The organism is Streptomyces muensis, from assembly GCF_021474425.1.
Classification (GTDB): Bacteria; Actinomycetota; Actinomycetes; order Streptomycetales; family Streptomycetaceae; genus Streptomyces; species Streptomyces muensis.
Genome location: NZ_JAKEIP010000038.1, coordinates 1 through 13,082 on the forward strand (window position 1 = coordinate 1; position 13,082 = coordinate 13,082).

General features: G+C 72.9%; 13 protein-coding genes. 6 read left to right on the top strand and 7 right to left on the bottom strand.

The genetic code is table 11. The features are described 5' to 3' along the window. The 3 genes from L0P92_RS12915 to L0P92_RS12925 all read right to left on the bottom strand — a co-directional run. Window positions 1-3,426: type I polyketide synthase (locus L0P92_RS12915; protein WP_234762718.1), on the bottom strand; the 3,426-nt coding region annotated here is incomplete at its 3' end. Window positions 3,427-3,545: 119 nt separating this feature from the next. Beyond that, window positions 3,546-3,776, bottom strand: a complete 231-nt coding sequence (locus L0P92_RS12920) for a response regulator transcription factor (RefSeq protein ID WP_234762719.1) — start codon at window positions 3,774-3,776, stop codon at window positions 3,546-3,548. 183 nt (window positions 3,777-3,959) lie between these two features. Beyond that, entirely contained in the window at window positions 3,960-4,463 is a 504-nt protein-coding gene (locus tag L0P92_RS12925) for a hypothetical protein (RefSeq protein ID WP_234762720.1), read from the bottom strand. A 208-nt stretch (window positions 4,464-4,671) separates the two neighbouring features. On the opposite strand from L0P92_RS12925, the gene L0P92_RS12930 reads away from it, so the two are divergent. Both L0P92_RS12930 and L0P92_RS12935 read left to right on the top strand, forming a co-directional pair. Beyond that, window positions 4,672-5,931 (top strand): PP2C family protein-serine/threonine phosphatase, encoded by a 1,260-nt coding sequence (locus L0P92_RS12930; RefSeq protein WP_234762721.1) that lies wholly within the window; start codon window positions 4,672-4,674, stop codon window positions 5,929-5,931. A gap of 378 nt (window positions 5,932-6,309) precedes the next feature. Further along, window positions 6,310-6,663: a hypothetical protein gene (locus L0P92_RS12935; protein ID WP_234762722.1), complete on the top strand. Its 354-nt coding sequence runs from the start codon at window positions 6,310-6,312 to the stop codon at window positions 6,661-6,663. Here the strand turns inward: L0P92_RS12935 and L0P92_RS12940 are convergent. Beyond that, complete coding sequence (locus L0P92_RS12940) at window positions 6,632-7,120, bottom strand: hypothetical protein (RefSeq protein ID WP_234762723.1); 489 nt, start codon at window positions 7,118-7,120, stop codon at window positions 6,632-6,634. The genes L0P92_RS12935 and L0P92_RS12940 overlap by 32 nt on opposite strands. A gap of 217 nt (window positions 7,121-7,337) precedes the next feature. Here L0P92_RS12940 and L0P92_RS12945 point away from each other — a divergent pair, with 217 nt between their 5' ends. The 4 genes from L0P92_RS12945 to L0P92_RS12960 all read left to right on the top strand — a co-directional run bounded on the left by L0P92_RS12945 (window position 7,338) and on the right by L0P92_RS12960 (window position 10,120). Continuing rightward, a complete protein-coding gene (locus tag L0P92_RS12945; protein WP_234762724.1) occupies window positions 7,338-7,979 on the top strand; it encodes a DUF998 domain-containing protein in 642 nt (213 codons plus the stop codon). A gap of 189 nt (window positions 7,980-8,168) precedes the next feature. Then, window positions 8,169-8,870 (top strand): hypothetical protein, encoded by a 702-nt coding sequence (locus L0P92_RS12950; RefSeq protein ID WP_234762725.1) that lies wholly within the window; start codon window positions 8,169-8,171, stop codon window positions 8,868-8,870. 257 nt (window positions 8,871-9,127) lie between these two features. Beyond that, on the top strand, window positions 9,128-9,748 hold the full coding sequence (locus L0P92_RS12955) for a sigma-70 family RNA polymerase sigma factor (RefSeq protein ID WP_372497248.1): 621 nt from the start codon (window positions 9,128-9,130) through the stop codon (window positions 9,746-9,748). Between the two features lie 138 nt (window positions 9,749-9,886). Next, window positions 9,887-10,120, top strand: a complete 234-nt coding sequence (locus tag L0P92_RS12960; protein WP_372497249.1) for a hypothetical protein — start codon at window positions 9,887-9,889, stop codon at window positions 10,118-10,120. Between the two features lie 24 nt (window positions 10,121-10,144). Here L0P92_RS12960 and L0P92_RS12965 read toward each other — a convergent pair whose 3' ends face one another. The 3 genes from L0P92_RS12965 to L0P92_RS12975 are packed head-to-tail and all read right to left on the bottom strand — an operon-like array spanning window position 10,145 to window position 12,940. Next, on the bottom strand, window positions 10,145-11,149 hold the full coding sequence (locus L0P92_RS12965; protein WP_234762727.1) for an ABC transporter substrate-binding protein: 1,005 nt from the start codon (window positions 11,147-11,149) through the stop codon (window positions 10,145-10,147). Further along, window positions 11,134-11,916, bottom strand: a complete 783-nt coding sequence (locus L0P92_RS12970) for an ABC transporter ATP-binding protein (protein WP_234762728.1) — start codon at window positions 11,914-11,916, stop codon at window positions 11,134-11,136. The genes L0P92_RS12965 and L0P92_RS12970 overlap by 16 nt, the downstream gene beginning before the upstream one ends. A gap of 1 nt (window position 11,917) precedes the next feature. Further along, window positions 11,918-12,940, bottom strand: coding sequence for a FecCD family ABC transporter permease (locus L0P92_RS12975; protein WP_372497250.1), 1,023 nt, complete (start codon window positions 12,938-12,940; stop codon window positions 11,918-11,920). Window positions 12,941-13,082: the final 142 nt, after the last annotated feature.

Genomic DNA, 13,082 nt, shown 5'->3' on the forward strand with positions numbered 1-13,082 from the left:
GGGGTGCCTCGGCTCGGGGACCGGGGGAACGGCCGGCTGGGGCAGCAGGGTCAGGCCGCCCGGCGGCCGGGGCAGGGCCTCCTCCCGCACCATCGCCGTGACGCTCCCGACCGTCGGCCGGGCGCACCTCTCGTCGACCGTGAGGGAGGGCCAGCGCCGCTTGAGCGAGGTGAACAGGTCCGTCAGCATCAGCGAGTCGAAACCGAGGTCGTCCACCAGCCGCTGACCGGCGTGCAGTTCACTCGCCGGGAACGCGCTGATCCGGGCTATCTGCTCGAACACCGCGTCCTGCGCTGTCTCTGTCGCTGCCTCTGTCTCCGCCGCCACCTCTGCCGGTGTCCCTGCCTCTGCTCCGGCGTCGTCGGCGTGCCCTGTGGGCCGGGCGGGTTCCGTGTCCGTCGCGCCGGTCAGCGCCTCGCCGAGGCGGCCGAGGAGGGTCACCTGATGCTGGATCAGGTCGAGCAGTTCGTGCATGGCGTGGTCCTTGGTCGGGGCGGCGGACGTCCGGCGTCGGGGCGTGTCCGCGGGGATTGAAGGGAGCGGCGGGGTCGTCGGGGTGGTCGCCGCGGAGCGGGTCCCGTGGGCTGCCGCTGTCGGACGGCGCCCCCACCAGTACGACTGCGTCTCCAGCCGGGCGATCGGCAGGTCCAGCAGCCGGCGGTCAGCCGGCTCGATCAGCTTCCGTACGTCGACATCGACGCCCAGCACGGCGAGACGGGCGAGGGCGCCCAGGTAGCCGCGCTGCCCGTCCGGCGCCGGGCTGTCGACGGCGACGACATGGACGTCGTCCTGGCCGACGAGATTGCGTCGAACCGCGGAGAGGAGTGAATTGCCGCCCGTCACCTGTACGAAGACACGGGCACCCGCGTCGTAGGCGCTGCGGACGGCGGCGCTGAAGCGGACCGGTGCGGACGCGTGCCGCGCCCACAGCCGGCGCAGCTGCTCGGGGTCGTCGCACACGGTCCCGCTCACGCAGGAGACCAGCGGCAGACGGGGGTTGGCCAGGGGACGCGAGTCGAGGTCGGCGCGCACGGCCTCGTCGCCCGCCGTCAGCCGCGGTGAGTGGAAGGCGTTGGAGACCTCGAGGGCCCTCGTGGCGATGCCGGCCTCCGCGCAGGCGCGCCGTAGCGTGGCGAGACCTTTCTTCGTGCCGCTGACCACCGTCTGCCGGGGCTCGTTGAGGCACGCGGTCCACACGTCCCGGACGTCTTCGACCAGTCGTCGGCAGGTCTCCTCGTCCGTCTGCACGGCGAGCATCGAGCCGCGCGGCTCGCCCTCCGCGTCCCGCAGGATCGCGCCGCGCCGGGCCAGCAGGGACACGGTCTCCTCGGCCGGGAGGACACCGGCCGTCGTGGCGGCCGCGAACTCGCCCACGCTGTGGCCGAGTACGACGTCCGGGACGACGCCGCACGCGGCCAGCAGACCGGTGGCGGCGATCTGCACGGTGCCGAGCAGCGGCTGGCACACCTCGGTGGGGGCGAGCCGGCGGCGGAGCGCGGTGTCGTCCGCCGAGTCCGCCGCCGGCCCGTACAGCAGGTCGGCCGGGTCCACGCCGGTGTGCCGTCCGGCTTCGGCGCCGAGGGCGTCGACGGCGTCGCGGAAGTCGGGGTAGCGCTCGTGGAGTTCCCGCATCATGCCGGGGCGCTGGCTGCCCTGGCCCGGGTAGACGAAGGCGATCCGGCGCGCGGCCGGCCGCAGCGGAGCGTCCGCGGCGAAGGCACCGTCGCCGAGGTCGCCGCGGGCGCCTTCGGCCAGCTGCCGACGTGCCCTGCGCAGCCGTTCGGTGAACTCGGCCGTGTCACCGGCGACGATCGCGAGCCTGCTCGGCAGCGGCTCGCGCCCGGCCAGGGTGTGGGCCAGCGCCGCCAACGATGCCGTGGGTGCGGCGTCCGGGCGTTCCAAGTGGTCGAGGAGGTCGTCGATGTGCTCCCGCAGCAACTGCGGGCTGCCGGCCGAGATCAGCGCGAGGTGAGGCCCGGCGTCCCGGACGGTGGCGACGCCGTGCGTCCGGAGGGAGACCGACCGCCGCCGGACGGAGGTCGCGGTGGGCGCCTGCTGGAGGACCGCGTGCACGTTCGTGCCACCGAAACCGAAGGAACTGACGGCCGCGCACACCGGCACGTCACTCTTGGAGAGCGGCAGTGCTCGCGCGGTGTCGGCTACGCGCAGGCCGGCGGCGTCCAGTCCCAGCTCGGGACGGGGGATGACATCGGGCTGCGGTACGACCGTGCGGTGATGCACCACCAGCGCGGTCTTGATCAGGCCCGCGATGCCGGCCGCGGACAGCGAGTGCCCGATGAGCGCCTTGCCCGAGGAGAGGTAGCACAGGCCCGGATCCCGTTCCCCGCCGTCGGTCCGCAGTAGGCGCAGCGCCTCCACCTCGGCGCGGTCACCGACGCTGGTCCCGGTACCGTGCGCCTCGATGAAGGCGGCCGCAGCCGGGGGCAGACCCGCGTCGTCGAACGCGCCGCGCATGGCCCGCAGCTGCCCCTCGGAGCTCGGTGTCAGCGGCCCCGCAGAGGCGCCGTCGTTGGCGGAGCCGATGCCCTTGATGACGGCGTAGACACGGTTGCCGGCGACGAGCGCGTCCTGGAGCGGCCGGAGGATCACGGCGCCGGCTCCCTCGCCGAGGACGAAGCCGTCGGCCCTGGTGTCGAACGGACGGCACACCCCCGCGGCCGACAGCGCGCCGAGCCGGGAGAAGCCGATCAGGCTGTCCGGCGTGAGACTGAGGTAGACCCCGCCGACGACCGCGGTCCCACAGGTACCGCGACGCAGCTGTGCCACGGCGTGGTCGAGGGCCACCAGCGAGCTGGAGCACGCGGCGTCCACAGCGAGGCTGGGGCCGCCGAGGTCGAAGTGCCGGCTCACCGCTGCGGGCGCCATGTTGAGCAGGACGCCCGGCATGGTGAAGGTGCCGATGGGCGGGAGATCCCGCACGGAACTGGCCCTGAGCGCGTTCAGGGCGTCGGTGTCGGCGGTCGTGCCGAGCGATCCGTCGGCGAGGCCGAGGGCGCGGAGACGGGCGGTGGCGAGTTCCCGGTAGTCGGATGCCGAGATGCCGAAGAAGACGCCCGTGCGCTCGCGGTCGAAGCCGCCGCGGCCAAGACCGGCGTCGTCGAGGGCCTCGCGGGTGACGTCGAGCGCCAGGCGGTGCTGCGGGTCCATGGCCTCGGCGCGCCGCGGCGGCAGACCGTAGTGCCCGGCCGCGAAGCGGTCCACGTCCGTGAGGAAGGCGACCTGGTCGGTGTAGGCGCTGTCCGGGGCCTGCGGGTCGTCGGGCCGGTGGAACGTGTCGTGGTTCCAGCGGTCCTTCGGGACCGCGGTGAACTGCCGTTCCCCACGGAGGAGGAGCTTCCAGTACGCCCTGAGGTCCGCGGCTCCGGGGAAGCGGCAGCCGAGTCCGACGATGGCGATGTCATTCATGGGGAACCTGTTCGGGTCTGTGCGGGGGGTGGACTGCAACCGTCCCTCGCCGGGGACGAACGCCCCAGCCCCGGCTGTTCGTTACTTGACGCGGGGCGCGGCGGGGGATACGGACGGGATCACAGACCCAGAGCGATGGCCGTGCGGGTGAGCTCGGCGGTGCTGTTGATGTCGAGCTTGGCGCGGATGCGACGGAGGTAGGCGTCGACCGTGTGCTTGGACAGACCCATGAGCCGGGCCGCCTGCAGATAGGTGCAGCCACGGGCGATGTGCTGGAGCGTCTCCCTCTCGCGCGGGGCCAGCGCGGGGGCGGCGGCTTCGGCGTGCGGGGTGGTGATGGCGAAGCTCATGGGGGTCCTCTGACAGATCGACTCGGCCATCTCCGCTCACATCACCGGAAGCGATTGATGTCCGAAAGCTGCAATTTGTCCGTTTCCAATACCCTGGCCGGTGGACGTCATGGCGCTGTCCGTCGACTGTCACAGCCGCGTCACAGCGGCACCCCCGGGCCGGTCACCGCCGTACGGGGCCGGTCACGGCCGTACGCGCCCCCCTGCCGCGCACGCCGCCGGTGCGGGGTGTCCCTGCGTGCGGGACAGCTCGCCCGCGCAGCGCTGGAGGGCCATCTCCAGGACCTCCGGCATGTTCAGGGTTCCGGTGCCGTCCGGTGGGACGAGCCAGCGCAGGGCGCCCCAGCGGCAGTGCGGGGCGGGAGCGGTGATCCAGGTGCCCGCGCCGAGCAGGCGTACGCCGGTGCCGATCCACACGGTCTGCGGTTCCGGCGGCAGCAGGAAGCCGACGTTGCGCCGTCGGGCGTCCAGGAGACAGGGGCCGCGGTCGAGCAGCGGCAGCTCCTCCAGGAGGTCGGCGACGCGCAGCCCGAGCTCCTCCGGCACGATCAGTACGTCCCAGAACCGTCCGGCGGCCAGCAGCGCGACCCCGGTGCTGCCGTTCTGCCACTCCTGTTTGCAGGCGCCGGGATCCTCCGATGCCGCTGCCAGCCACTCCATTGACTTCGTCCACTCCGTGAGTGCCATGAAGAGCCTCCCTGTGGTGCGCCGACGACCGAGAGATGGAGGCCTCAGTGCACCGGGTGCCCGGTGTCGCGGCCATACGGCGGGGGCTCAATTCCCCGTATGGGGCGAGCGCCCGCGCGCCAAACCGGCAGATATATGCAGCGCGTGCGCCCCCGTGCTCCCCGCGTCCGCCCACTGGGTGCTTTTGTCACCCTTTAGGGTGTTCAGTGTGGTGCGCTGGTTCCAGACGTTTCACAGACCGGCCTGGGCGCGGCCCGTCTCGTCCCGTGGCACACCCGAGCACGACCTCGGCGTTTCGTCCCGGCCGGCCGCGGTGCGTACGGCGCTGGCCCGGATCGGCACCACGCTGGACGAGCACGCCACCTGCGCGGAACTGACCCGGGAGGCCGCCGGGCAGACGGGCGGCACCGCGGCGGTGCTGCGGGGCGGCGACGAGGCAGGACCGGCGTACGAGGCGGTCCACGGCGACCCGGCGACGCTGCCTCCCGCGCGGTGGGCCGAGGCGGCGGCACGGGAAGCCGCCCACTCCGACGGGGACAGCACCCCCTACCCGGTGTCCGGCGGCGCACGACCGGCCGTCTGCGTTCCCCTCGCCACCGACGGCCACTCCTACGGCGTGCTGATCTGCGGCCGGGACCGAGCGCCGTTCACCCGGCCGGAGACCGAACTGCTCGCCCTCCTCGCCGAACGCGCCGCCTCGCACATCCGGCACGCGCGGGAGCACGACCGGGTCAGCGGCATCGTCGGCAGGCTGCAGCGGGCGTTGCTCGCCGAGCCCGGCCGTCCGCACCCGAACCTGGACGTGGCCATCCGCCATCTGCCCGTCGGGCCGAGCACCCTGGTGGGCGGCGACTGGTGCGAGACCGTCCGGCTGCACTTCGGCCGGACGCTGCTCGTCGTCGGCGACGTCATGGGCCACGGTCTGGAAGCCGCCGTGGACATGACCGCCTACCGCTCCGCGCTGCGCTACATCGCCTCCGCCGACCTCCCGCCGCACCGCGTGCTGCGCCAGCTCGACGACACCGCCTCCGCCGAACCGGAGCGCCGGCCGGCCACCTGTCTGATCGCCCGCGTGGATCCCGGCCGGGGCCAGGTGACCCTGGCCGGAGCCGGTCATCTGCCCCCGGCCGTGATCGACGCGCAGGGCCGCGCCGCACTGCTGCCGGTACCGGTCGGCCCGCCCCTGGGGACGGGCCTCGGCGGCTACGAACCGGCCACCTGGCGGCTGGACCCCGAACAGACGCTGCTGCTGTTCACCGACGGGCTCGTCGAGCATCGCGGCGAGGACATCGACCAGTCCCTGGACCGGCTGGCCCGCGTCGACTTCGCGTCCGCCACCGGGGTCGAGGACGTCATCGACACGGCGCTCGCCCGCCTCGACGCCCGGCACGCCGAGGACGACGTCGCCGTACTCGCCGCCCGGCTACGCCGGCGCGCCCCGCGGACCGGCGAGGTCCACGACCACTAGACAGCCGAGCCGGGTGTCACCAGTCGTCGCCGTCATACTGTGTCCCCGACACATACGGGTCGTGCCGTCGTCCCTGTGCTACGGACGGCTGTGCCGTCGGGGTCTGACTCGGCTCACGCAGTGCGGCGCACCACGGGCAGTCGGGGGTCTCGTCGCTGTCGTCGCGGTCCATGCAAGCGGCTCCTGTCTCGATCGAGGGTCGACGATGGCGGGAGGGAGCGGCAGGTCGCGTACTCCATGGCTCCATCCGGGGGACGGTCTCACTCGACTGGGTGGTAGCGGGGGCGGCGGGCGTACCACCGGCGCACGACTCGGCGTTGCCCCGGCATGGACAGACTTGAGACGGCGCGGCGGGTCCTCGGAGGAGACGCCGCACCCGTGTCGTACGTCGTACCCGCCACCGGCCTGCGGGGCCAGCCGTCGATCTACGCGGCGCTGGTCGCGGAGTGGCACGCCAAGGGCCGTGCGGTACCGGAGCGCCGCGACACCTGGTGGGACGCCGTGGGCACCGGCGAGGGACAAGGACAGACCGTCACCTCCTGGGCAGTCGGCCGGTTCACCGGGCTGGCCCGGGCCGCCGACGCCGAACCGGCGAGCGACCGGCACGCCGAGGCGGCCGAACGCGTACCGGCCGTCGTCGTCCCCCGGGGCCTTCCCGGACCGGTGGACCTGTGGGAGTGGAGTGGCAGGAACGGACGCGTCAGCGTCGCCGTTCCGCGCCCGGCCGACTGAACCGCGTCCGGCTGGCACGAGCCCCCGTCGCCGCGCGCAGCGCGCGTGCCACGACCACGGGGTCGTACAGCGCGCCGGTCCCGTCGGGCGGCAGCAACCACTCCAGGCGCCATCCGGCGGACTGGTACGGCGGCGGCACCGCGACCCATGACCCCCTGCCGACATGGCGTACGCCGGGTCCGAACCACTCGGTGACGGGATCGGGCGGCAGGAAGAACCCGACTCTTCGCGCCCCGCAGTTCACCAGGACGGGGCCGGACGCCCGTGGCCGCGCCCGTCTCAGAAGGTCCAGGGCGCCCAGGCCGAGGTGTTCGGGAACGCTGAGCACGTCCCAGAGCAGTCCGGCCTCCAGCAGCACCGCGTCCGCGCCCTGGTCCCACTGTCGTTTGCACGACCGAGGATCCGCGGCAGCCGCGGCGAGCCACTCGACGGCCTGTTTCCCCATGGTGCGCTGCATGTCCCTACCCCCAGCACTCGCCGACCCCACCCGTCCGTCCGTCTGCCTGCCCGGGCAGGGCCCTTCATGCTGGTGGATATTTCTATGCGCCGGAAGGGGTGGCGCAGTGTGGCGTTTGCGGTTGATTTGTTCGAATCGCGCGACACTGTTCGATCCGCCGACGTGGCGCATGCGTGGCAGCGTCGGACGAACCAAGGTCAGGTTTTACGGTAGTTCGGTGCGATCTATCCCAAGATGGGCCCTGCTGTCGTCGGGATGCGCGCCTGTCGTGCTGATCGGCGGCTGGACGCTCGCGGCGCAGCTCGAAGGGCCCGCCTACGACCCCGCCACGCAGACGATCAGTGTCCTGGCGGCCTATGGCGCCTCCGGCTTCTGGGTGATGACCGGCGCGCTGGCCGCCCTCGGCGTCTGCCACATGATCACCGCCCTGGGGCTGCGCCCGGCCGCGCTGCCCGGACGGCTGGCCCTGGGCGCGGGGGGAGTCGCCGCGTTCGTGGTGGCCCTGCTTCCGCCGCCGAGCAGCGGAGGTTCCCTGCGGCACGGCTCGGCGGCCGCGGTCGGCTTCGCGCTGCTGGCGGTGTGGCCGGTCCTGGCCGCCGATCGCCGCCCGGCCGCACCCTGGGGGCTGCGGCCCGTACCGTCCCTGACGGCGACCACACTGATGCTCGTCACCGCGGGCTGGTTCATGATCGAAATGCGTCAGGGCGGCGCCGACGGTGTCGCCGAACGCCTGGTGACCGCCCTCCAGTCCCTGTGGCCCTTCGTCGTCGTCGCCTCCTGCCTGCGCCACCCCCGTCCCGAGGACTCCTCGCCACAGGAGTCGAACCCGGCTGAACGCCACCGCGGTGGGGCGGCCTGAGGCGTCGGCCGGGAACGGGGGGAGCCCTGAAGGCAACCCTCGCACTCGTCACTTGTCGGCCCACGTGCGTGCCCAGTTCCCTCCAGGCGATGTGTCCTGTATCACCATTCTGGGCTTGAGTGCGGGACGGGGGTGTGGTGCGTACCCACCCGTGACGAGTGGGCCCAGGATGCGAGGATGAGGGCCGTCATGACTGCTGGGTGTGGGGTGCGCGCGATACGGGCCGCGATGTTCGCGTCCGTCTGCGTGCTGCTCGCCGCCCTCGGTCACGTCCTGATGTCGGGCGCGTCCGTCCCGTGGTGGACGCTGGCGGCCGGTGCCGTCCTGACGGGCGGCCTGGGCTGGTGCCTGGCCGGCCGCGAGCGTGGGCTCCCGCTGGTCGTGTCCGTCGTGGTCGTCGCCCAGGGCGGGCTGCACGCGGCCTTCGAGTTCGCGCAGTCCTCCACCGTTGCCGGGTACGGCATGGGCTCCATGTCCGTGGGCTCCATGTCCGTGGGCCACATGGGCATGGGCCACATGGACGCGAGCCACATGGGCGCCCACGACATGGGCGCGGACCACATGGGTGCGAGCCACATGGGCACGAGCCCCATGGACGTAGGCCATGACATGGCAGGCATGTCCTCATTCGGCATGTTCGCCGCCCACACCCTCGCCGCGCTGCTGTGTGGGCTGTGGCTGGGACACGGTGAGCGCGCCGCGTTCCGCATCCTGCGAGCTGTCGCCGGATGGCTGGCCGCCCCGCTGCGGCTGTCGCTCGCCCTCCCCGAACCGCCGCACCGGCCGCGTCCGCGTCCCCGGCGCGGCCGTTCCGACCGGGCGCCGCGGCTGCTGCCGCTCGTTCACACGATCACTTCTCGGGGTCCTCCACCGGGGATCGCTGTCGTCTGAGACAGCCGGTTTCCCGAGGCCGTACGGACCCGGACGTCGAGTCGTCGACGATGCCGACCGCGCCTCGGGCCCCGGCCGTACCTGTCGTACGGCCGTGTCCCCGACACCCCCCGGATCCCTCCGGTACGGCGTGCGCGTACGCCCCTGTACGCCTTGTACCCCCGTGCGCGCCCATCGGCGTCCCGTCGGCAAGGCCTTCGCGCCCGCCGTCGTCCCGGTCGCCGCGCCGGAGTCCGGACTACCCGAGAAGGACTCAGGTGATCACTCCTGCCCTGCCCTCCTCACGCGCGGCCCGCGTGAGAGACACGAAGGCGGACCACACCTCCAGAACGGCCTCCTGCGACGAGTCGACGACCGCGTGGGCGCTGGCCGCGCGCGGCGGAGACCCGGACGCGACGGACCGTTTCGTCCGCTCGCTGCACCGTGACGTCGTGCGGTACGTGGCCTATCTGTCCGCCGATCCGCAGGCCGCCGACGACCTGGCGCAGGACACGTTCCTGCGGGCGCTCGGCAGCCTGCACCGGTTCGAGGGCCGCTCCTCGGCGCGCGCCTGGCTGCTGTCCATCGCGCGTCGCGCGGTGATCGACAGCCACCGGTACGCCGCCGCCCGGCCACGGCTGTGCGACACCGACGACTGGACACTGACGGCGGAACGCGCCCAGCCGACCGGCCTGCCCGGCTTCGACGACGGCATCGCGCTGCTCGACCTGCTGGACGCGCTGCCCGACGAGCGCCGTGAGGCGTTCGTCCTGACCCAACTGGCTGGCCTGCCCTACGCGGAGGCGGCCGAGATGAGCGACTGCCCGGTCGGAACGGTCCGCTCCCGCGTGGCCCGCGCCCGCGCGACCCTCGTCGAACTGCTCACCGAGGCCGCCTGACCGGAACCTGGTGTCAGTTCCCCGCCGGGAACTGACACCAGGTTCGCCGCGACTACTGACCGAGCGGCGGAGAACCGCTGATCGCCTCCGGGCGGACACCTCGGTGAGCGCCCACGATCGCGAAAGGTTGTGCACGATATGAGCGATATGAACGACATCCACGGGATGGACGGCCTGGACCCGGTGGCGACGTTCTGCGGCGACTGCGACTGCGGCTGTCCGCAGCTGTTCGTCGACCCGGCCGCCCCGGCCGAGCGCCGGGTGGTGCTCACGGACGACTTCGGGCAGCGGGTGCAGATGAGCGCGGACCAGTTCTCGTCGCTGGTCGCGGACGCCAAGTCCGGCAAGCTGGACGGCATCGCCCCGGCCTGACGCGGTGCCGGGGGCCGATCCCGGTCAGCGCTCCTCGGCGACCGTCCGCAGATAGGTGCCGAGCCGCGCGATGGCCGACGGGTTGCGAGGGCTCTCGACCAGGTCGACGTAGTCGAGGACGAAGATCCGCTTGTGCTTGACGGCGGAGACGTTGCGCAGGGGCGCGTAGGACAGGAGGAACTTCTTCTTCTGCTCGGCGCTGACGTCTCCGTAGTCGCAGATCACGATGACGTCCGGGTCGCGTTGTACGACGCTCTCCCAGCCCACCGTGGTCCAGGAGTCCTGGACGTCGTGCATGACGTTGACGCCGCCGGCCTCGCTGATGATCTGCTCGGGGGCGGCGTAGCGGCCGGAGGTGAAGGGCTGGTCCTGTCCGCTGTCGTACAGGAAGACCTTCGGCCGGTCGGCGGCCGCAGGGGCCTGCGCCCGCACCTGCGCGACCTGCTTCTTGAAGCCGGCGATCAGCGTCGCGGCCCGCTGCTCGACGCCGAACAGCTTGCCCAGGTTGGTGAGGTCGGCGTACAGGGCGTCCAGGGGCGGCATGATGCCGCGCGAGGACTCCGTACGGCCGTTGTGGCAGGACTCGGTGAGGATGTACGAGGGGATGCCGAGCTTCTTCAGGGCGTCGGGGGTGAAGCCGCCGTCCTCGCGGAAGCCGTAGTTCCAGCCGGCGAAGACGAGGTCGGCGCGGGCGTCGAGGACGTTCTCCTTGGTGAGCTGGTCCTTGGACAGCCACTTCACCTTGTCGTAGCCGCCCTTCCACGGCACCCCGTTCAGGTCGCCCTTGTCGTCGGGCATGGCGAACCCGGCCATGCGGTCCTCCAGACCGAGCGCGAACATCAGCTCGGTGATGCCGACGTCGTTGGTGACGACCCGCTCGGGCACCTTGTCGAAGGTGACCTTCCGGCCGCAGTTGGTGAGCGTGACCGCAGCGGATTTGGCGTCCGCTGGCTCGTCCACCGTGGCGCCGCAGCCAGTCGTGGTGACGGCCGCGGCGAGGCAGAGGGCGGTGGCTACGAGCTTGCGCATGTGGTTCCTTGAGGGAGGAGGTCGAACAGGAGCTGGACCGCGCCGGTCTCCGGATGCCGTACCGGATGGGCGCGGACCCCGAACACCTCGGCGAGCAGGTCGGGTCGCAGGACGTCGTGCGGGGCGCCCGAGGCGACGATCCGGCCCCCGGCGATGACGTAGAGGACGTCGCAGTGCGCGGCGGCCAGGTTGAGGTCGTGCAGAGCGGCCAGCGCGGTCAGGCCGCTGGCCCGTACCAGTGACAGCACGTCCAACTGGTGGGCGATGTCGAGGTGGTTGGTGGGCTCGTCGAGGACCAGGACCTTCGGTTGCTGGGCGAGCGCGCGGGCGATGAGCACGCGCTGCTTCTCGCCACCGGACAGGGCGAGGAACCCGCGGTCGGCGAGATGGGCGACGCCGGTGCGGTCCAGGGCCGCGGCGCAGATCTCCCGGTCGGAGGCGGCCGTACGCTCCCGGTGCGGCAGCCGTCCCATCGCCACCACCTCGGCGACGGTGAAGTCGAACTCGGCCGACGACTCCTGCGGCAGCGCCGCCAGCACCCGCGCGGCGGCGCGTGGCGCCATGGCGTGCACGTCGTCCCCGTCGAGCCGCACCGCACCCGCGGCCGGACGCAGCGCCCGGTACACACACCGCAGCAGCGTGGACTTGCCGCTGCCGTTCGGGCCGACGAGCCCGACGAACGCCCCGCTGTCCACGGTGAGCCGGATGTCGTCCACCAGGCGGGCCCCGGCGGCCTCGACCGTGACGCCGTCGATGTCGAGCCGCATGTCAACGGCCTCCGAACGCATAGCCGCCGCGCCGCATCAGGAGCAGGAACGTGGGCACCCCGACCACGGCCGTGATCACCCCGACGGGCAGTTCGGCGGGGGCGAGGAGCAGCCGGGACAGCAGGTCCGCCCACACCAGCAGCACGGCCCCGACGAGCGGCGCCACGGCCAGCACCCGCCGGTGATCGGCGCCCACCAGCATCCGTACGACATGCGGCACCATCAGCCCGACGAACCCGATGGCCCCGCTCACCGCGACCACCGTCCCGGTCACGGCGGCGGTGACGAGGAACAACTCCCTGCGCAGCCGCCCCGGTCGGACGCCCAGCGCGGCGGACGTCTCGTCGCCCATCGCGAGCGCGTTGAGCGCCTCGGCCCGCCACCGCAGCCACGCCCACCCGGCCGCCACGGTCACCGCGGCGAGCGGCACCTGGGCCCAGGTCGCACCACCCAGGCTCCCGAGCAGCCACATCATCGCCGAGCGGGCCGCCTCGCCCCGGGCCGCGCCGAACACCATCACCGTGGTCACGGCCTCGAAGCCGTACGCCAGCGCCGTCCCGGTCAGGACCAGGCGCAGCGGGGTGAGCCCCTGCGGCGATCGGGACACGGCGTACACCAGCGTCATGGCCGCGAGCGCCGAGGCGAAGGCGGACAGCGACAGCGCCCAGACGCCGAGGCCTGCGAACGCGCCCAGCAGGATCACGGCGTTGGCACCCACCGCGGCGCCCGAGGAGATGCCGAGCACGAACGGATCGGCGAGCGCGTTGCGCACCATCGCCTGCACGGCCACCCCGACGGCCGCGAGCCCGGCACCGACGACGGCACCGAGCACGACACGCGGCAGCCGGATCTCCCAGACGATCGTGTACGCGGCGACGTCCCGGGCGTCGATGCCGCCACCGGTCAGCCCGGCCCCGAGCAGCCGGAAGACCTCGCCCCACCCGATCCCGGCCGCCCCCAGCCCCACGCCGCACACGAGAGAAGCGAGCAGGAGCAGTCCCAGTCCGACGACCAGCGGTGGCACGGACAGGCGAGGGGCGACGGATGCCGGTCTGGGTATCCGCGACTTGCTTCGGAGCACGGGCGGGCGGGTCCTTCGCCTGGGGCCGCCGGTGAACCTCGCTCAAGGAGACAGCCCGTACGACCGTGCCGGCCGCGCGGTCCCC

What these genes read in the sequence shown, in the direction of transcription:
- L0P92_RS12950 (WP_234762725.1), top strand. Translation starts at nt 8,169, where the DNA reads ATGACTGCTGGGTGTGGGGTGCGCGCGATACGGGCCGCGATGTTCGCG.
- L0P92_RS12965 (WP_234762727.1), bottom strand. Translation starts at nt 11,149, where the DNA reads ATGCGCAAGCTCGTAGCCACCGCCCTCTGCCTCGCCGCGGCCGTCACC.
- L0P92_RS12940 (WP_234762723.1), bottom strand. Translation starts at nt 7,120, where the DNA reads ATGCAGCGCACCATGGGGAAACAGGCCGTCGAGTGGCTCGCCGCGGCT.
- L0P92_RS12960 (WP_372497249.1), top strand. Translation starts at nt 9,887, where the DNA reads ATGAGCGATATGAACGACATCCACGGGATGGACGGCCTGGACCCGGTG.
- L0P92_RS12925 (WP_234762720.1), bottom strand. Translation starts at nt 4,463, where the DNA reads ATGGCACTCACGGAGTGGACGAAGTCAATGGAGTGGCTGGCAGCGGCA.
- L0P92_RS12920 (WP_234762719.1), bottom strand. Translation starts at nt 3,776, where the DNA reads ATGAGCTTCGCCATCACCACCCCGCACGCCGAAGCCGCCGCCCCCGCG.
- L0P92_RS12970 (WP_234762728.1), bottom strand. Translation starts at nt 11,916, where the DNA reads ATGCGGCTCGACATCGACGGCGTCACGGTCGAGGCCGCCGGGGCCCGC.